This is a genomic window from Stenotrophomonas sp. 89682_Sma (genome assembly GCF_056481405.1).
On the sequence record NZ_CM151147.1, the window covers coordinates 254,417 to 273,185 of the forward strand.

The following is an 18,769-nucleotide window of genomic DNA, read 5'->3' on the forward strand; positions in this document are numbered from 1 at the left end:
CCCACCCGGAGCCTGCCATGGATGCTGTTGCCCGCCCTCCCTTTTCCGAACGCGCGCTGGCCTGGCTGAAGAAGGAGGCGTTGCCGCTGCTGGTGATGCTCGGCCTGCTCGCCGCTGCCCGCGATACCCTGGCCAACCACTACGTGGTGCCCAGCGGCTCGATGCAGCCGACCCTGCAACCGGGCGACCGGGTGGTGGTGGACATGCGCGCCTACGGCCTGCGCCTGCCGTTCACCAACAAGGAACTGCTGGCGACCGGTACCCCGCAGCGCGGCGAAGTGGCGGTGTTTGATTCGCCGGCCGATGGCACCCGGTTGATCAAGCGCGTGGCGGCGGTGGCGGGGGACCACGTGCACATGCGCGAGGGACACCTGAGCATCAACGGCCAGCCGCTGCAGATCGCTGACCTGCAGGACGTGGAAGCCTTCGGTGAACGTCGTGCCCGCCTGGACCTGGACATGGGCGGTGGTCCGGACATCGCCGATCTGGTGGTGCCAGCCGGCAAGGTGCTGGTGCTGGGAGACCACCGTGGCAACAGTTTCGATGGCCGCTTCTTCGGTTTCGTCGATGCGGACAAGGTCTACGGCCGGGCGGTGGCGGTGTACTACCGCCGGGGCGACGGCTTCGAGTGGCAGCGCCTGTAAGCTGAATTGATACTTCCTGTGTATCAATCATGACCTATCAGGTTATGGATCGACTGGATGGACGGGCCTAGTCTGAGGCCCGTTCCCTCCCATACCCGGCCGTCCCCACCGGCCCACCGATCCCATGACTGGCGAAACCGCCGCGACCGTCGAACGCTGCCCCCACGCTGTTGACCCCGCTTCCGACACCCGCATCCAGCAGGGCACGCCGGCCTTCCGCCGCACTGCGCTGGCGCTGTTCCTGGCCGGCTTTTCCACCTTCGGCCTGCTGTACACGGTGCAGCCGCTGCTGCCCGAGTTCAGCCGCCACTTCGGCGTTTCTGCTGCCGGCAGCGCGATGTCGCTGTCGCTGACCACCGGCACGCTGGCGGTGGCCATGCTGCTGGCCGGCCTGCTGTCCGACGCGGTCGGCCGTCGCCCGTTGATGATCGCTGCGCTGCTGGCCTCGGCCATGCTGTCGCTGAGCACCGCGCTGGTGGACGACTGGACCACGTTGCTGGTGCTGCGCACCCTGCTCGGCCTGGCGCTGAGCGGCGTACCGGCGGTGGCGATGACCTACCTGGTCGAGGAAATGGACAGCCGCGCGCTGGGCCTGGCGATGGGCCTGTACATCGGCGGCAACGCCATCGGTGGCATGAGCGGGCGCCTGCTGGCCGGCATCATCGCCGACCACTGGGGCTGGCGCTGGGGTATCGGCGTGGTCTCGATCATCGCCATCGCCAGCACCGCGCTGCTGTGGCTGCAGCTGCCCCCGTCGCGCCATTTCCACGCGCGTCGCGATGGCCTGCGCCAGTTGCCGTCGCGCTGGCGCATGCTGTTCGCCGACCCGGGCCTGCCGTGGCTGTTCGCCACCTCGTTCGTGCTGATGGGCGTGTTCGTCACCCTCTACAACTACCTGGGCTACCACCTGCTGGCGCCGCCGTACCACCTCAGCCAGACCGTGGTCGGCCTGATCTTCAGCGTGTACCTGGTGGGCACCTTCAGTTCGGCGTGGATGGGCCAGCAGGCCACGCGGTACGGGCGCGGCCGCATCCTGTCGATCTCGTTCGCGCTGATCGGCGCCGGCATCGCGCTGCTGGCATTGCCATGGCTGAGCACGATGGCACTGGGCATCGCGCTGGTGACGTTCGGCTTCTTCGGTGGTCACTCGGTGGCCAGCAGCTGGGTTGGCAGCCGTGCCGGTGCGATGCGCGCGGAAGCCTCGGCGCTGTATCTGTTCGCCTACTACCTGGGGTCCAGTGTGCTGGGCGGGGTCGGTGGCCTGGCCTATGCGGCCTGGGATTGGCTGGGTGTGTGCGCGTTCGCTGCGGTGCTGACCCTGATTGGTGGTGGCATCGTCTGGGCGCTGCAGCAGCGCGCGCCGCAGCCGGTCACTGCCTGATCCTGTGGAGTTGCGCTTGCCTTGGTAGAGTCGACTGTTAGTCGACTGCTCTTCCATCAGACCGCAAAAGCCCCGCGCTGCGCGCGATAGTCGACTAACAGTCGACTCTACCGGCGAACGCCCCGCGCAGCAGCGTGGCGAAGTTGCGGATCAACGGCGTCACCCCTTCGCGACGCCACGCCAGCTGCACTTCCGAATGTGCGCCGGCGTCGGCCAGCGCCACGAAGCGCGCGCCTTCCACGCGGATGTGATCGCACGACGACGGCAGGATCGCCGCGCCCAGGCCCGCGGCGGCCAGACTGATCAGCGTCGAGGCTTCACCCGCCTCCTGCACGATGCGCGGTGTGAATCCGGCAGCCGCGCACAACGCGATCATATGGTCGTGGATACCCGCACCGGCACTGCGGCGGAACGCCACGAACGGCTCCTGCGCGAAGTCGCGCAGCGACAGCGTGCCCTGCTTCGACAGTCTGCGCAGGGCAGGATGGTCGGCATGCACGATCAGCGCCAGCGGATCGACGAACAGGCTGTGTGCCACCAGTTCCGCCGGCAGCGCGCGCTTGCGGATGATGCCGACGTCCAGTGAACCGTCGAGCAGCGCGTCGATCTGCTGCAGCGTGTTCATCTCGCTCAGCTGCAAGCGCACCTGCGGATACTGCTGGCGGTAATGCAGGATCGAACGCGGAATCTGTGGCGACAGCGGCGTGGCGCGGGTCAGGCCAATGTGCAGTTCGCCCTGCTCACCGCGCTGCGCACGCTGCACCTCGTCCACCGCGGTTTCCACCTGCTGCACGATGGCGCGTGCACGTTCCTGCAGCAGCTCGCCCGCAGGCGTCAGCTGCACGCGGCGATGGCTTCGTACGAACAGGCGCGCACCTATCAGGTCTTCCAGCTGGCGGATCTGCTGGCTGAGCGGCGGTTGCGACATCCCCAGCCGCTCGGCCGCCTGGCCGAAGTGCAGCGTATCGGCGACGGCAAGGAAGTAACGCAGGTGGCGGAGTTCGATCGGCATGGGGCCAGTCTATGCATCGCCAGCCACAAATGGAGCCAGATCATTCGTACGTCATCCACGCATGGCATGGATCTACCGTGTCGACCAAGGTCGACACCCACCAACAGCAGTCCATGGCGTTCCGACAGACCACGGAGATTTGTCGAAGGCGGGGTGGGTCCGGTTGCGGGGGCGTGAGCGCCATGGATGGCGCGACCGAGCCTCCATGGACGGATTCACGGCGTCCCCCGCCACCGGACCCACCCCGCCATCCCACGGGATGCCCGCTTTTGACGTTGCCGTTGATTCGGCAGGTGCAGGGCGCAGCCCTGCCGAACACCCTTTACCGCTCGGAATGCCCGCTCTGGTCGTAATCGCGCGGACTGAACAACTCCGGCTGGATCAGCTCGATGAATGCCCGCGCCTGCGCCGACAACGCCTTGCCGCGCCGCACGATCACCCCGTAACTGCGTTCCGGGAACCAGCGCTTCATCGATCGCGCGGCCAACCGCTCGCGGTCGGCCTCGTTCAGGCACAGCGCCGGCACGATGGAAATGCCCATGCCCATCGCCACGTACTGCTTGATCACCTCCCAGCCGCCGACCTCCAGCGCCACGGTGTAGGCGATGCGGTGGCGCTGGAAGACCTGGTCGACCAGGCGGTAGGTGATCTGCCGCTTCGGCGGCAGCACCAGCGGGTAGCGCGCGATGTCGGCCAGCTCCAGCTCGCCGCCACTGGCCAGCGGATGATCGTGCGGCGCGATCAGCACCTGCTCGAAGCGGTAGGCCGGGGCGTAGCTGAGATCGGCTGGCACGTCGGTCATCGAGCCGATCGCCAGGTCGGCGGCATCCTCGCGCAGCAGGTCGGTGCCGTCGGCGCTGATCGCGTTGTGCAGGGTCAGGCGCACGTCCGGGTGGTGCAGGCGGAAGCGTTCGACGATCTTCGGCAGCAGGTACAGGATGGTGGAACTGTTGGCGGCGATGTTCAGTTCGCCCGCGTCCAGGCCGCGCACCTTGTCGCGGAAACGCGCCTCCAGCCCATCCAGGTTCTCCACCAGTGGCTGCGCCATTTCATACAACAGCTGGCCCTCACGGCTGGGCACCAGGCGTCGCCCACTGCGCTCGAACAGGGGCACCCCCAACTCACGCTCCAACGCCTGCAACTGCAGGCTGATGGCCGGCTGGCTGACGAACAGCGCCTCAGCAGCCCGTGAGACCGAACCCAGGCGCACCGTCTGGCAGAACGCGCGCAGCGGCTTCAACCGGTCGGATTTGTAGGAAAAACGCGGACTTGGCGAGGGGCGCGTGGTCATGGCGTCACAAGTATTAGCACAATTTATGTAGAGCATTGCAAAAACTGTTTTGCCAAATACTCAGTCCCAGCGGCACCGTGGAGACGTTCCCCCATCGCTGGAGTCGCCCCATGTCCGCCGTCGCTTCCGCTGTTCCCACCCCTGCCAGCAAGGCTACCCCCGGCATCGCCCTGGCGACCCGTGTGGCCGGCCAGGACACCGTGCTGCCGGCGCCGCTGCTGGCCCTGCTGGTGTCGCTGCACCGTGCGGTGGAACCGGGCCGGCAGGCACGGCTGCAGGCCCGCCGCGAGCGCCAGGCGTTCTTCGACCAGGGCGGCCTGCCGGATTTCCGCGAAGACACTGCCGCCATCCGCAGCGGCGACTGGACCGTCGCGCCGCTGCCGGCCGCGCTGCAGGACCGCCGCGTCGAGATCACCGGCCCGACCGACCCGAAGATGGTCATCAACGCGCTGAACTCGGGCGCCAAGGTGTTCATGGCCGACTTCGAGGATTCGACCTCGCCGACCTGGCGCAACCTGCTGGCGGGTCAGCAGTCGCTGGCGGCGGCGGTGCGTGGTGACCTGGAGTTCACCGCCGCCAATGGCAAGCACTACCGCCTGCGCCCGTATGACGAACAGGCGGTGCTGATCGTGCGCCCGCGCGGCTGGCACCTGGACGAAAAGCACGTGGCGATTGACGGCCAGCCGCTGGCCGGTGGCCTGTTCGACGCGGCGGTGTTCGCCTTCCACAACGCCCGCGCCCTGCAGGGCAAGGACCGCGGCCCGTACTTCTACCTGCCCAAGCTGCAGAGCATGGAGGAGGCGGCGCTGTGGGAGACCGCGCTGTCGCACATCGAAGGCATGCTCGGCCTGCCGCACGGCCAGATCAAGGTGACCGTGCTGATCGAAACACTGCCGGCGGTGTTCGAGATGGACGAGATCCTGCACGCGCTGCGTGACCGCATCGTCGGCCTGAACTGCGGGCGCTGGGATTACATCTTCTCGTACCTGAAGACCTTCCGCCGCCACGCCGACCGCGTGCTGCCCGAGCGCGGCCAGGTGACCATGACCCAGCCGTTCCTGAAGGCGTACTCGGAGCTGCTGATCCAGACCTGCCATCGCCGCGGTGCGCATGCGATGGGTGGCATGGCCGCGCAGATCCCGATCAACAACGATGCCGCCGCCAACGAGCAGGCGATGGCCCGCGTGCGCGCCGACAAGCTGCGCGAAGTCACCGCCGGCCATGACGGCACTTGGGTCGCGCACCCGGCGCTGATTCCGGTAGCGATGGCGATCTTCGACGAACACATGCCCACCGCGAACCAGCACAACGTGCTGCGCCAGGATGTGCGCGTCGGCCGCGATGAGCTGATCGCACGGCCGCCGGGCACCATCACCCGCGCCGGTTTCGAAGGCAACGTGGAAGTCTGCGTGCGCTATCTGGCGGCGTGGCTGGATGGCAACGGCTGCGTGCCGATCCATCACCTGATGGAGGACGCGGCCACCGCCGAGATCAGCCGCAGCCAGCTGTGGCAGTGGCTGCATACGCCGGGCCAGCAACTGGACGATGGCACCGCGATCGACCTGGCCCTGCTGGATTCCACGCTGGCGCAGCTGCCGGCGCGGCTGGGCGATACCGCCGCGCTGCCCGGTGGCGCCCGCATCGGCGAAGCCATCGCCCTGCTGGCCGAACTGAGCCGCAGCAACGAATTGACCGATTTCCTGACCCTGCCGGCCTACGCGCGCATCGATTGACCGACTGCCCGCAATCCCGCCGTTTCCCTCCCCGCTGCACGCACGAACCGAACTGGAGAAAGACATGAGCAAGCTGCCCACTGCCGAACAGATCCAGCACGACTGGGACACCAACCCGCGCTGGGAAGGCATCAAGCGCAACTACAGCGCCGCTGACGTGGTGCGCCTGCGCGGCACCGTCCACATCGAGCATTCGCTGGCCCGCCTGGGCGCGGAGAAGCTGTGGGCATCGCTGCATGAGCGCGAGTTTGTCAACGCGCTGGGTGCCCTGACCGGCAACCAGGCCATGCAGCAGGTCAAGGCCGGCTTGAAGGCGATCTACCTGTCCGGCTGGCAGGTGGCGGCTGATGCCAACCTGGCCGGCCAGATGTATCCGGACCAGTCGCTGTACCCGGCCGATTCGGTGCCGGCGGTGGTCAAGCGCATCAACAACACGCTGCTGCGCGCCGACCAGCTGCACCACGCCGAAGGCAAGGATGACATCGACTTCCTGCAGCCGATCGTGGCCGACGCCGAAGCCGGTTTCGGCGGCGTGCTCAACGCGTTCGAGCTGATGAAGGCGATGATCGAGGCTGGCGCCGCCGGCGTGCACTTCGAGGACCAGCTGGCCTCGGTGAAGAAGTGCGGCCACATGGGCGGCAAGGTGCTGGTGCCGACCCGAGAGGCGATCGAGAAGCTCAACGCCGCGCGCCTGGCTGCCGACGTGCTGGGCGTGCCGACCCTGCTGGTGGCGCGTACCGACGCCGAAGCCGCCGACCTGCTGACCAGCGACATCGACGGCAACGACAAGCCGTTCGCCACCGGCGAACGCACCGTGGAAGGCTTCTACAAGACCCGCAATGGCCTGGACCAGGCGATCAGCCGCGGCCTGGCCTACGCGCCCTATGCCGACCTGGTGTGGTGCGAGACCGGCAAGCCGGACCTGGAGTTCGCCCGCAAGTTCGCCGAGGCGATCCATGCGAAGTTCCCCGGCAAGCTGCTGGCCTACAACTGCTCGCCCAGCTTCAACTGGAAGAAGAACCTGGACGACGCAACGATCGCGAAGTTCCAGCGCGAGCTGGGCAGCTACGGCTACAAGTTCCAGTTCATCACCCTGGCCGGCTTCCACGCGCTGAACTACGGCATGTTCAACCTGGCCCACGGCTATGCACGCCGCCAGATGAGCGCCTTCGTGGAACTGCAGGAAGCCGAGTTCGAAGCGGCCGAGCGTGGCTTCACCGCGGTCAAGCACCAGCGCGAGGTCGGCACCGGCTACTTCGATGCCGTGACCCAGGCGATCCAGCAGGGCCAGTCCTCGACCACCGCACTGACCGGCTCCACCGAGGAAGAGCAGTTCCACGGCGGCCGCAGCGAACGCGCTGCCTGAGCGGGTAGTGCCGGCCACTGGCCGGCAACCCGTAGATGTTCCCGAGGTCCAGGTGGTTGCCGGCCAGCGGCCGGCACTACCGGGCCTCAGAGCGATCAGGGTGGCCAGGGAAGGGCCAGACAACGCCGGCCGGTCGGGGGACCTGCCGGCGTTGTTGTATCGATGGAAACGCGATGAACGCATGCAGCGTCAATCCGGCGCACCCCACAGCCCGGCAACTTGGCCGAAACCCTGTGAAGGTGGCCATCAGATTGATCCGGAACGACTTTTCCCTGGACCGTGGCGGGCAGAACGGCCACCGCGCGCCTTCACATCGGGAAAGCGGACCACAAGGCTCAAAATGAGATAGGGCGCACATTTTAAAGCGGTGCTATGCTCCGCGGCTCACCAGGGGACGCTGGCGGCGGGTGCAGGGAATGACCGGCAGGGGTGCGGCCGAGAACAGTGATGTGACGTCAGGTATCGCCCGGGTGGCGATGGCCGAGATCGTGCATGCGCTGCTGTCCGATGCCGAGGTCGCATTGTTCGCCAGATTTGCCCGTCCATGCAAGCTTCATGCCGGACAGTGGCTGTTCCAGCGCGGGCATCGTGGCGAGCGCATGTACGTGATCCTGGAAGGCCAGATCGAACTGGACTTCGGCGAGGACCTGGTGATCAAGACCCTCGGGCAGCAGGAGTTCTTCGGTGAGCTGGGCCTGCTGGTGGGTGATCACCCGCGCAGCGCCAGTGCGCGCGCCCTGGTGGACTGCGAGGTGCTTGAGCTGGGGCCCGCCGACTTCCATCGCCTGGTCGAATCCGATCCGGGCCTGGTCGCCTACTTCCTGCGCCGCACGATCATGCGCGTGCTGACCAACGAACAGGCCCTGATCAGCCAGCTGCGCCGGCGCAACCATGACCTGGAAACCGCGCTGGACAACCTGTACATCACCACCCACCAGCTGACCCACACCCGTGAGCTGGTGCGTACCGATGAACTGACCGGACTGCACAACCGCCGTGGCCTCACCCTGTACCTGCAGGAATGCCGCGCAGATGGCAGTGGGCTGCCGCAGGCGCTGCTGCTGATCGACTGCGACCGCTTCAAGCAGATCAATGACCGCCATGGCCACCAGGCCGGCGATCGCGTGCTGCAGAGCATGGGCAACATCCTGCGCTCGATGGCCGGCGAGCAGGACCTGACCTGCCGGCTCGGCGGTGACGAGTTCTGCCTGATCCTGCGTCGTGGCAACCACGAGATCGTGCAGCACGCGGCCGAGTTCATTCTCAGCGCGGTACACGGCCTGCTCGAACGCAGCCACGGCACGCCGCACGTCAGCCTGGTCAGCATCGGCGCCAGCCTGCTGGACCCGGATGCGGGCTGGAGCGAGTGGTACGCCAGCGCGGACCGTGCGCTGTACCAGGCCAAGCGTGATGGTGGCAACTGCCTGCGTTGGGCAGACGCAGTGGACTCACCCTAGATCGGGAGACAGAGGCGATGAATGGCGACAACGGAACGTCGGCGCCGCACAACCAGCAACTGCGCGCCCTGCTGTTCACTGACCTGTGTGACTCGCTGCTGCTGGTCGAACGCATCGGCGATGTCGCTGCCGCCGAACTGTTCCAGGAACACGACCGGCTGGTGCTGGCGCTGCAGCAGCGCTGGAACGGCCAGCTGATCGATCGCTCCGACGGGTTGTTCATGCTGTTCGAGCGCCCGATCGACGCGCTTGGCTTCGCATTGGATTACCAGCGCGGGCTGCAGCCGCTGGGGCAGAGACACGAGATCCATCTGCAGGCGCGGGCCGGTCTGCATGTGGGCGATGTGCTCACCTGGGAGAACAGCGCCGAGGCAGTGCGGGCTGGCGCCAAGGCGATTGAAGTCGAAGGCCTGGCCAAGCCGACGGCGGCGCGCTTGATGCAGTTGGCACGGCCGGGCCAGATCCTGCTTTCGGCGGTGGCCGAATCCATCGTGCGTCGCTCCAGTGGGTCGCTGGGCGCGATGGCTGAAGGCCTGCAATGGCGATCATTCGGGCGCTGGCGCTTCAAGGGCGTGAGCCAGCCTGCCGAAGTCTACGGCGTGCAGGCGGCGGGCATGCCCACGCCGGGGCGGCTGCGGCACACGGCCAAGGCCCGGCGTGATCTTCCGTTGTGGCGCCGTCCACTGGCGATGGCGGCGCAGGCTGCTGTGCTGCTGGCCGCAGTGCTTGGCGTCTGGTTGCTGACCCGGCCACAGCCGGCAATCGCGTTCGCTGAACGCGATTGGGTGGTGCTCGGTGGGCTGCATAACCTCACCGGCAATCGCCTGCTTGATGACGCCCTGGACCAGGCGTTCCGGATCAGTCTCGAGCAGTCCCGCTACGTCAACGTCGTCAGTGACGATCGCGTCGGCCGCACCCTTGAGATGATGCGGAAACCGCTGGATGGCGGCGTCCGCGAACGCGGCGATGCCGCCGCTGTTGCGGTACGCACGGGCGCCCGCCTGGTGTTCGTGCCATCGGCTACCGATATCGGCGGCCGCACCCGCTTCAGCGTGGAGGTGGTCGAGCCGTCGACGCTGCGCACTCTGGCCGTGGTATCCGCCGATGCGAAGGCGGGTGCGGTATTGGCGGCGGTGGACGATGTTTCGCGCCAGCTGCGCGATCGCCTGGGCGAAGAGCCCGCATTGATCCAGCGCGACAGCCAATCCCTGCCGGAGGTGACCACGGGCAGCATGGATGCGCTGCGTGCGTTTGCCTTGGGCCAGAAGCGCTACAGCCGCGGAGATTTCAACGGCGCGATGGCGTTCTTCGGGCAGGCGATCCAGGTCGATCCTGAGTTCGCCCTGGCATGGCTGGGCCAAGCCCGCTGTCGTTTCGCCATGATGAACTACCACGATGCCAAGCGTCTGCTGGAAGAGGCCGACCGTCGATCAGGACACCTTACGCCACGCGAGCGCCTGTATGTGCAGAACTGGGCGCTGCAGATCGGTGATCCGGATCGTGCCACCGATGGCTGGGCGCGCATGGCAGAGCTGTATCCGGATTACATGCCTGCAAGCTACAACGCTGGTCTGAATCTTTTCCACGAGAACCGCCTTGCCGAGGCCCTGGCGCTTTCCAAGCGCGTTGCACAAAGCAGGGTCGAGCTGCCTGAGATCGCACAGGACCAGTACGGCCGCGCCTTGCTGGCCAGCGAGCGCTACGCAGAGGCTGACATCGCGTTCAGCCGTGCCGCCAGCAATGGTTGGGAAGGTGCATTGATGCGCCAGGCGACGGTGGCGGCAGCGCGTGCCGAGTTCGAGAAGGCCAATGCGCTGCTTGGGCGGATCGACCCAAACAACTTCCATGCTGGTAATTTCGCCACCACGATTGCGCTTGACCAAGGCGACGTCGAGGGCGCCATCAAGCTCGCCGAACAGGGGAGGATGCTTGCCGCACGGCGCCAGGGCATGGATCGGTACAACTTCGACATGCCCCTGGCTGTCGCCTACATGATGGCCGGCAGAAAGTCGAAAGCCTTGATGGTGGCGCGCGCGTCCGCGACGGCGCCGTTCGCAGAGCTGAGTGGCGAACCGGCGGTGGAAATAGTGGATCGTCTGGTTGCAGCACATGCGGCAGCCTTGCTGGCACTGAGACTGGGTGATGACGCACCGGCCAGGGCGGTCCAGGCCCGGATGAAGGCGCTTCAGGATCTTCCTGACAGCAGTGTGTTGCGCCAGTACGTCACCCTGTTGGCCGGGCGGATGATGCAGCATGAGGGCCAGCCCCAAGCCGGGCTGGACCTGCTCGTACCGCTGCTGAAGAAGCAGCCACGCCTGCAGGTACGGCTGGCAGTGCGTGACCTGGCGCTGGAGGCAGGGCTGAAGGATGTTGCCCAGGAGCAGACGCGCTGGCTGCGTGATCGCCCCGGATTTGCATACGCGGAAGCGCAATGCAGCTTCTGCCTGCAGGCACTGAATGTAGTGGATGTGAGGAGGCTCATGGCGGCGCCGGCAAGTGAGGCTGCCGACACCATGGCCTCGGTGCCTCAACGCAGCGTTCGCGGCGAGCCGTAACCGTCCTCAAGCATCGGCACGGAGTAGCCGGTACCACTGGTCAGCATGGCGATGATCTGGTCTTCGGCCTGTGCGATGACGTCCTTCTCCGCCAGGCAGATGTTCTTGCAGCAATCCTGGACGAACTGCTGAAGATCAGCCGGGTCGGATGGAACGTGTCCAGCCAGCAGTATCGCGGCGGCCGTGTCGGTGGCGAAGAGCTGGCGGAAGGTGTCATCGGTGGCGAGGCGCTGAACCAGCGTCCTGGCGACCGGCAGCGAGAGCGTCAACGTGGGCATTGTGTCCTGCATCCATGGAGTGTCGAGGGGCAGTGGTGATGTCGGCCTGGCAAACCGGTTCTTGAGAGAGTAGAGCGGAAGATGTAAAGGAATCGGGTCGCGGTTCGATAACGTGGATTCACGATGAAGGAAGGCTGATCCGATGGATGTCAGGCGCTGCGCGATCGTAGTGGTACAGCCCACCGAGCAGATCCGGTTTGAGCTTGAAGGCCTGCTGCGCGGTGGTGATGGCCTGGTGCGCACGCTTGCCTGGGAGGCACTCGCCCCTCACCTGGATGCGCCGGTGGTGCTGGACGCCACGGCACAGGCACTGCTGGGAAGCCTGAGCCCAAGTGCATGGACCACGCTTGAGGCAGAGAAAGCCTGTTCACCTGCGATGGACCTGCTGATTGCCAGTGGCCTGGTGTTGACCCGCGGACAGGATGACGATGTTGCCGCTCGTGATGAGCGGCTGCGTGCAACGCATTGGCACCCGCTGGCTGCGGTCATGCATGCCTTCTCACGCTGGGAGGATGTTGACGCCGTTCGCAACATGCGTGAATCACAGATCGAAACAGCCTCGCAGATGCGCAGGACGTTGGGAGCGCCCCCACCGCACGCTGCCGCTGCCGAAGCAGGGTTGGTACCACTGCCGCCTCAGCAGTCCAACGATTTCGACGCACTGCTGGCACGGCGCGTCACCTGCCGGAACTTCGATGTCACCCGACCACTGCCACTGCCCCTGCTGAGCCAGATGCTGCAGCGGGCATTCGGCAGCAGCAGCTGCCAGCGAGAAGGCGATGATCTGGTGTTCCTGAAGAAGAACGTACCCTCAGGCGGCGGACTGCATCCTGTCGAAGCCTACGTGCTGGTGCGCAATGTCAATGGACTTGCTGCCGGCATGTATCTCTATCGAGCGCAGGGCCACGGACTGATGCCGATTGATTGCCCCGTGGCCATCGATCGCGACTTCGTGATGTCCATGGTCGGGCAGCAGCACTGGTTTGCGGATGCGCATGTGCTGGTGATCCTGGCCCCGCGTTTCAACAGGACGTACTGGAAGTATCGTCAGCATGGGAAAAGCTATCGGGTTGTCGCGATGGAGGCGGGACATCTATCGCAGACGCTGTATCTGGCGGCCACGGATGCCGGCCTGGGAGCATTCATTACTGCGGCGATCAACGAAAAGCCGATCGAACGAGCCCTGGGCCTGGACACGATCAATGAGGGGGTGCTCGCGGTCTGCGGTTTCGGATGGCGTGCATCACGGATGACGACCAGCGAGCTGGACCCGGCAGGCGTGATCTGGAACCTTGAAGACCGCGCGGGCTGACCCCGCGCGGCCTCTGCCACATCACGCCGCTTCGAAGTCCACCAGCACCGCGCCATCACCCACCTGGTCGCCGGCCTTGGCGCGGTAGCCCTTCACCGTACCGTCGGCCGGTGCCTGCAGGGTGTGCTCCATCTTCATCGCTTCCAGCACCACCAGGGGTGTGCCGCGCTTGACCTCGGTACCGGCGGCGACCAGCGTGGCAACGATCTTGCCCGGCATCGGCGCCAGCAGGCTGCCGGCATCGGCCACGGCGTGGTCCGACTCGCCCACCGGATCATGCAGGGTGAAGCGGTGCTGGCCGTCGGCGCCGAACAGGTACAGCTGGTCGCCTTCGCGCAGCAGCTGCAGAGTCCAGCGGCGCTGGCCCAGCTGTGCCGCCAGGCTCTGTGCATCGGCCCTGCCGATCACCTGCACCGGTGCTGCGTCGTCGCACTGCACGCGCCAGCCATCGGCCTGCGGCCACACCTTCAGCGTGTGCCGGCGCTCGCCCTGCTGCAGCGGCAGCACGCGCGGGGCGGATGCGCCGAGGCGCCAGCCGTCCTGTGCCTGCCATGGCGAATGCGGGTCGCGGGCATCGGTGATGGCTCCTGCGGTGCTGGTCACGGCAGCCACCGCCGCCAGCAGCCACAGTGCATCGTCGCTGTCGCCCACGCGACTCAACGCCGCCTGTTCGCGTTCGATCAGCGCGGTGTCCAGCTTCGCATTGGCGAACGAATCGGTGTTCACCAGGCGACGCAGGAAACCGGCATTGGTGGTCACGCCCACCACCTGGCAGTCGGCCAGGGCCTGGCTCATGCGGCGCAGCGCGGCCTCGCGGTCCACGTCCCAGACGATCAGCTTGGCGATCATCGGGTCGTAGTACGGGGTGATGCTGTCGCCTTCCTCCACGCCGGTATCCACGCGCACGTTCGCCGAGGGCGTCGGCAGGCGCAGGCGGCGCAGGGTGCCGGTGGAGGGCAGGAAGCCGCGGTCGGCATCTTCGGCATACAGGCGTGCTTCGATGGCATGGCCGTGGATGGCCAGCTGTTCCTGGCGCAGCGGCATCGGCTGGCCACCGGCCACGCGCAGCTGCCATTCCACCAGGTCGGTGCCCGTGATGAACTCGGTGACCGGATGTTCCACCTGCAGGCGGGTATTCATTTCCATGAAGTAGAAATCGCCGTCCGGGCCGGCAATGAACTCCACCGTGCCTGCCCCGACGTAGCCCACCGCGCGCGCGGCATCGACCGCGGCCTTGCCCATCGCTGCACGGCGCTCGGCGCTCATGCCCGGTGCCGGGGCTTCTTCCAGCACCTTCTGGTGGCGGCGCTGCACCGAGCAGTCGCGCTCGAACAGGTAGACCGCATCACCGTGGGAATCGCCGAACACCTGGATCTCGATGTGGCGCGGGCGCTCGACGTACTTTTCCACCAGCACGTGGTCGTTGCCGAAGGCCGAGGCCGCCTCGCGCTGGCAGCTGGCCAGTGCATCGACGAAGTCCTCGCTGCGCTCGACCTTGCGCATGCCCTTGCCGCCGCCGCCAGCGCTGGCCTTGATCAGCACCGGGTAACCGATGGCATCGGCCTGCGCGCGCAGGAAGTCCGGTGACTGCTGGTCGCCGTGGTAGCCCGGGGTCAGCGGCACGCCGGCCTTGGCCATCAGCGCCTTGGCCGCGCTCTTGTCACCCATCGCGCGGATGGCGCTGGCCGGCGGGCCGATGAAGGTGATGCCGGCGGCGGCGCAGGCGTAGGCGAAGTCGGCATTCTCGGACAGGAAGCCGTAGCCGGGGTGGATGGCCTGCGCGCCGGTCGCGCGTGCGGCATCGAGCAGGGCATCGCCGCGCAGGTAACTCTCGCGCGCGGCGGCCGGACCGATGTGGATGGCTTCGTCGGCCAGCCGGACGTGACGCGCGTTGCGGTCGGCATCGGAGTACACCGCCACGGTGGCGATGCCGAGGCGGCGGCAGGTGGCGATGACGCGACAGGCGATTTCGCCGCGGTTGGCGATCAGGACTTTGGTGAACATGGCAACGGGCTTCATGGGAGCGTGCTCGGTCATGGCATGGGTTACATGCGGAACACGCCGAAGCGCGTCTGCTGTGGGGCGGCGTTGAGGGCGGCCGACAGCGCCAGGGCCAGTACGCGGCGGGTGTCGGCCGGATCGATCACGCCGTCGTCCCACAGGCGCGCGCTGGCGTAATACGGGTGGCCCTGCTGTTCGAACTGGTCGCGGATCGGCGCCTTGAACGCGTCTTCCTCCGCTGCCGGCCACTGCCCGCCCTTGGCTTCGATGCCATCGCGCTTGACCGTGGCCAGCACGCTGGCCGCCTGCTCGCCGCCCATCACGCCGATGCGCGCGTTCGGCCACATCCACAGGAAGTTCGGCGAGTACGCACGGCCGCACATGCCGTAGTTGCCGGCACCGAACGAACCACCGATCACCACGGTGAACTTGGGCACCCTGGCGCAGGCCACCGCCATCACCAGCTTGGCGCCGTCCTTGGCGATGCCGCCCTGTTCGTACTTGCGGCCGACCATGAAGCCGGTGATGTTCTGCAGGAACACCAGCGGGATGTTGCGCTGGGTGCACAGTTCGATGAAGTGCGCGCCCTTCAGTGCCGACTCGGAGAACAGGATGCCGTTGTTGGCGATGATGCCGATCGGGTAGCCGTTCAGATGTGCGAAGCCGGTGACCAGCGTTGCACCGTAGCGCGGCTTGAACTCGTCGAAGCGCGAGCCATCGACCAGCCGCGCGATCACTTCGCGCACGTCGTAGGGCTTGCGCGTATCGGCGGGAATCACGCCATACAGTTCATGCGCCGGCAGCAGCGGTTCCTCGGGCGGCTGCACTGCCATCGCCGGTTCCGGCTTGCGCCAGTTCAGCTGGGCGATGATCGCGCGCACCCGCGCCAGCGCCTGCAGGTCGTTGTCGGCCATGTGGTCGGCCACGCCGGAAATGCGCGTATGCACGTCGGCACCGCCCAGTTCCTCGGCGGTAACCACTTCACCGGTGGCCGCCTTCACGAGCGGCGGGCCGCCCAGGAAGATGGTGCCCTGTTCGCGCACGATTACCGTCTCGTCGCTCATCGCCGGCACGTAGGCGCCACCGGCGGTGCAGCTGCCCATCACGCAGGCGATCTGCGGAATGCCCTGCGCCGACAGGTTGGCCTGGTTGTAGAAAATGCGGCCGAAATGGTCGCGGTCGGGGAAGACTTCATCCTGCAGCGGCAGGAACGCGCCGCCGGAGTCGACCAGGTAGATGCAGGGCAGGTGGTTCTGCTCGGCGATCTCCTGCGCGCGCAGGTGCTTCTTCACCGTCATCGGGTAGTAGGTGCCGCCCTTGACCGTGGCGTCGTTGGCCACGATCACGCATTCCACGCCGCTCACGCGGCCGATGCCGGCCACCACGCCAGCGGCAGGCACGGCGTCTTCATACATGCCGTGCGCGGCCAGCGGCGCGATTTCCAGGAAGGCGCTGCCGGGGTCGAGCAGGGCGTCGATGCGGTCGCGCACCAGCAGCTTGCCGCGTGCGGTGTGCTTGGCGCGTGCCGCCTCGTTGCCGCCCAGCGCAGTGCGGGCAAGCGTGGCGTGCAGGTCATCAACCACGGCCTGCATGGCCGCGCGGTTGGCTTCAAAGGTATCGCTGCCCGGTTGCAGCTGGCTGTTCAGGACGGTCATCGCGGTGGCCTTACAGGGTGCGCTGGAACAGTTCGCGGCCGATCAGCATGCGGCGGATCTCCGAGGTGCCGGCGCCGATTTCATACAGCTTGGCGTCGCGCCACAAACGGCCGGTCGGGTATTCGTTGATGTAGCCGTTGCCGCCCAGGATCTGGATCGCCTGGCCGGTCAGCCAGGTGGCCTTCTCGGCGGCGTACAGGATGGCACCGGCTGCGTCCTGGCGGGTGGTGCGGCCCTGGTCGCAGGCGCGCGCCACGGCATACACATAGGCGCGGCAGGCGCCGAGGCCCACGTACATGTCGGCGATCTTGGCCTGGATCAGCTGGAAGCTGCCGATCGCCTCGCCGAACTGGTGGCGCTCGTGCACGTACGGCATCACCACGTCCATCGCCGCAGCCATCAGGCCCAGCGGGCCGCCGGACAGCACCACGCGCTCGTAGTCCAGGCCGGACATCAGCACCCGCACGCCACCACCGACCTGGCCCAGTACGTTTTCTTCCGGCACTTCGCAGTCCTGGAACACCAGCTCGCAGGTGGGCGAGGAACGCATGCCCAGCTTGTCCAGCTTCTGCGCGGTGGAGAAGCCCTTCATGCCCTTCTCGACCAGAAAGGCGGTGATGCCCTTGGCGCCGGCCTCCATGTCGGTCTTGGCATAGACCACCAGCACGTCGGCATCCGGGCCGTTGGTGATCCACATCTTGTTGCCGTTGAGCACGTAGCGATCGCCACGCTTGTCGGCGCGCAGCTTCATCGACACCACATCCGAACCGGCGCCCGGCTCGCTCATCGCCAGCGCACCGACCTTGGCGCCGCTGCACAGGTCGGGCAGGAAGCGCTGCTTCTGTTCCTCGTTGCCGTTCTTGCGCAGCTGGTTCACGCACAGGTTGGAGTGCGCGCCATAGGACAGGCCGATGCCGCCGGAGGCGCGCGAGATTTCTTCCATCGCCACCACGTGGGCCAGGTAACCCATGCCGGTGCCGCCGTATGCTTCTTCCACGGTGAGGCCGAGCAGGCCCTGTTCGCCCAGCTTGGGCCACAGGGCCAGCGGGAACTGGTTGGTGGCATCGGCCTCGGCGGCCAGCGGTGCGACCTCGGCGGCGGCAAAATGGGCCACGCTCTGGCGCAGCAGGTCGATGTCTTCGCCAAGATCGAAGTTCAGGGATGGCACGTGCATTGTGGTGGCTCCACGGCGGGATGGCAGGAAATGGACGCACCCGGCGGGGGAGCGGGCGGCGGTCTGCAGGACCGCTGCCCGCACGGGCGATTGGACCCCAGCGTAGCGGGGTTCGGGTAAGAAGTGAATACGAATTCAAAAATTGAAACTAGAATCAGAACATGGCCTATAAACGCTCTGCATTGATGGAAGAACGCCTGGCCGGGGCCCGTGAAAGGATCCTGCTGGCCACCCGCGAGCTGGTCGCCACCGGTGGCTGGCGCAACGCCCCGGTGACCGCCGTAGCGACCCAGGCCGGGGTGTCCACCGGCCTGATCTACCGCCACTTCCCGTCCAAGGCCGAACTGTTCGTGGAGGTGCTCAACGCCGCCGTGGCCCATGAAGTGGCGATCATGGAGCGCATCGCCAGCGGTCCGGAGGCGGCCAGTGAGCGCCTGCGGCTGGCGATCACCGCCTTCGTCCGCCGCGCTCTGGCCGGGCCGGGGCTGGCCCATGCCTTCATCGTCGAGCCGGTCGACCCGGACGTGGAAGCCGAACGCATGCGCGGTCGTCGTGCCTTTGGGGATGTCTTCCTGCGCCTGGTGGAAGAGGGCGTGGCCGCCGGTGAGTTGCCGGCGCAGGACGCGCACGCCACGGCCGCGTGCCTGGTCGGTGCCTTCACCGAAGCGATGGTCGGCCCGACCGCGCCCAGCCGCGAAGCGCACCGCGACGAAGGCGCACTGGTGGATGCGATCTGCAGCTTCTGCCTGCGCGCGATCGGCGCCCCGGCAAAACGGTAGCGCCGGGCCATGCCCGGCGGCTGTTGCCGCGCTTGCGTTGCCGGGGTCAGATCCCTTCTGCGTGGCAAAAGGGATCTGACCCCAGCCCCCCGGCATGTTGCGCCGCATCAGCAGTGACGCCTGTTGTCGCA

General features: G+C 66.9%; 14 protein-coding genes. 8 read left to right on the forward strand and 6 right to left on the reverse strand.

Annotation, left to right across the window (positions count from 1 at the left end):
* Nucleotides 1-17: 17 nt before the first annotated feature.
* Nucleotides 18-644 (forward strand): signal peptidase I, encoded by a 627-nt coding sequence (lepB, locus tag ACZK29_RS01125; RefSeq protein WP_049429789.1) that lies wholly within the window; start codon nucleotides 18-20, stop codon nucleotides 642-644.
* Nucleotides 645-768: 124 nt separating this feature from the next.
* Nucleotides 769-2,025: an MFS transporter gene (locus ACZK29_RS01130; RefSeq protein WP_164146537.1), complete on the forward strand. Its 1,257-nt coding sequence runs from the start codon at nucleotides 769-771 to the stop codon at nucleotides 2,023-2,025.
* A 94-nt stretch (nucleotides 2,026-2,119) separates the two neighbouring features.
* Here the strand turns inward: ACZK29_RS01130 and ACZK29_RS01135 are convergent, their stop codons facing one another.
* Complete coding sequence (locus ACZK29_RS01135) at nucleotides 2,120-3,037, reverse strand: LysR family transcriptional regulator (protein WP_164146538.1); 918 nt, start codon at nucleotides 3,035-3,037, stop codon at nucleotides 2,120-2,122.
* 322 nt (nucleotides 3,038-3,359) lie between these two features.
* On the reverse strand, nucleotides 3,360-4,328 hold the full coding sequence (locus ACZK29_RS01140; RefSeq protein WP_024956234.1) for a LysR family transcriptional regulator: 969 nt from the start codon (nucleotides 4,326-4,328) through the stop codon (nucleotides 3,360-3,362).
* Between the two features lie 110 nt (nucleotides 4,329-4,438).
* On the opposite strand from ACZK29_RS01140, the gene aceB reads away from it, so the two are divergent.
* The 4 genes from aceB (at nucleotide 4,439) to ACZK29_RS01160 (ending at nucleotide 11,439) form a co-directional block, all read left to right on the forward strand.
* Nucleotides 4,439-6,061 (forward strand): malate synthase A, encoded by a 1,623-nt coding sequence (gene aceB / locus ACZK29_RS01145; protein WP_111205101.1) that lies wholly within the window; start codon nucleotides 4,439-4,441, stop codon nucleotides 6,059-6,061.
* Between the two features lie 64 nt (nucleotides 6,062-6,125).
* Nucleotides 6,126-7,427 carry an isocitrate lyase gene (gene aceA / locus ACZK29_RS01150; protein ID WP_111112488.1) on the forward strand — a complete coding sequence of 434 codons (1,302 nt, stop codon included), beginning with the start codon at nucleotides 6,126-6,128 and terminating at the stop codon, nucleotides 7,425-7,427.
* Nucleotides 7,428-7,843: 416 nt separating this feature from the next.
* Nucleotides 7,844-8,884 carry a GGDEF domain-containing protein gene (locus ACZK29_RS01155; RefSeq protein WP_099551553.1) on the forward strand — a complete coding sequence of 347 codons (1,041 nt, stop codon included), beginning with the start codon at nucleotides 7,844-7,846 and terminating at the stop codon, nucleotides 8,882-8,884.
* A 17-nt stretch (nucleotides 8,885-8,901) separates the two neighbouring features.
* Entirely contained in the window at nucleotides 8,902-11,439 is a 2,538-nt protein-coding gene (locus ACZK29_RS01160) for a putative peptide modification system cyclase (RefSeq protein ID WP_111205102.1), read from the forward strand.
* Here ACZK29_RS01160 and ACZK29_RS01165 read toward each other — a convergent pair.
* On the reverse strand, nucleotides 11,412-11,717 hold the full coding sequence (locus ACZK29_RS01165) for an NHLP-related RiPP peptide (RefSeq protein ID WP_106548770.1): 306 nt from the start codon (nucleotides 11,715-11,717) through the stop codon (nucleotides 11,412-11,414). The genes ACZK29_RS01160 and ACZK29_RS01165 overlap by 28 nt on opposite strands.
* 142 nt (nucleotides 11,718-11,859) lie before the next feature.
* Between ACZK29_RS01165 and ACZK29_RS01170 the strand changes: the two genes are divergently transcribed.
* Complete coding sequence (locus tag ACZK29_RS01170) at nucleotides 11,860-13,029, forward strand: putative peptide maturation dehydrogenase (protein WP_106548771.1); 1,170 nt, start codon at nucleotides 11,860-11,862, stop codon at nucleotides 13,027-13,029.
* A 21-nt stretch (nucleotides 13,030-13,050) separates the two neighbouring features.
* Here ACZK29_RS01170 and ACZK29_RS01175 read toward each other — a convergent pair whose 3' ends face one another.
* Genes ACZK29_RS01175 through ACZK29_RS01185 form a run of 3 tightly spaced genes read right to left on the reverse strand, consistent with a single transcriptional unit; the run spans nucleotide 13,051 to nucleotide 17,859 of the window.
* Nucleotides 13,051-15,066, reverse strand: coding sequence for an acetyl/propionyl/methylcrotonyl-CoA carboxylase subunit alpha (locus ACZK29_RS01175; RefSeq protein WP_478446544.1), 2,016 nt, complete (start codon nucleotides 15,064-15,066; stop codon nucleotides 13,051-13,053).
* 8 nt (nucleotides 15,067-15,074) lie between these two features.
* Entirely contained in the window at nucleotides 15,075-16,685 is a 1,611-nt protein-coding gene (locus ACZK29_RS01180) for a carboxyl transferase domain-containing protein (RefSeq protein WP_111205104.1), read from the reverse strand.
* A 10-nt stretch (nucleotides 16,686-16,695) separates the two neighbouring features.
* On the reverse strand, nucleotides 16,696-17,859 hold the full coding sequence (locus ACZK29_RS01185; RefSeq protein ID WP_008268237.1) for an isovaleryl-CoA dehydrogenase: 1,164 nt from the start codon (nucleotides 17,857-17,859) through the stop codon (nucleotides 16,696-16,698).
* A 161-nt stretch (nucleotides 17,860-18,020) separates the two neighbouring features.
* Here ACZK29_RS01185 and ACZK29_RS01190 point away from each other — a divergent pair, with 161 nt between their 5' ends.
* Entirely contained in the window at nucleotides 18,021-18,638 is a 618-nt protein-coding gene (locus tag ACZK29_RS01190) for a TetR/AcrR family transcriptional regulator (RefSeq protein WP_106548774.1), read from the forward strand.
* Nucleotides 18,639-18,769 lie beyond the last annotated feature (131 nt).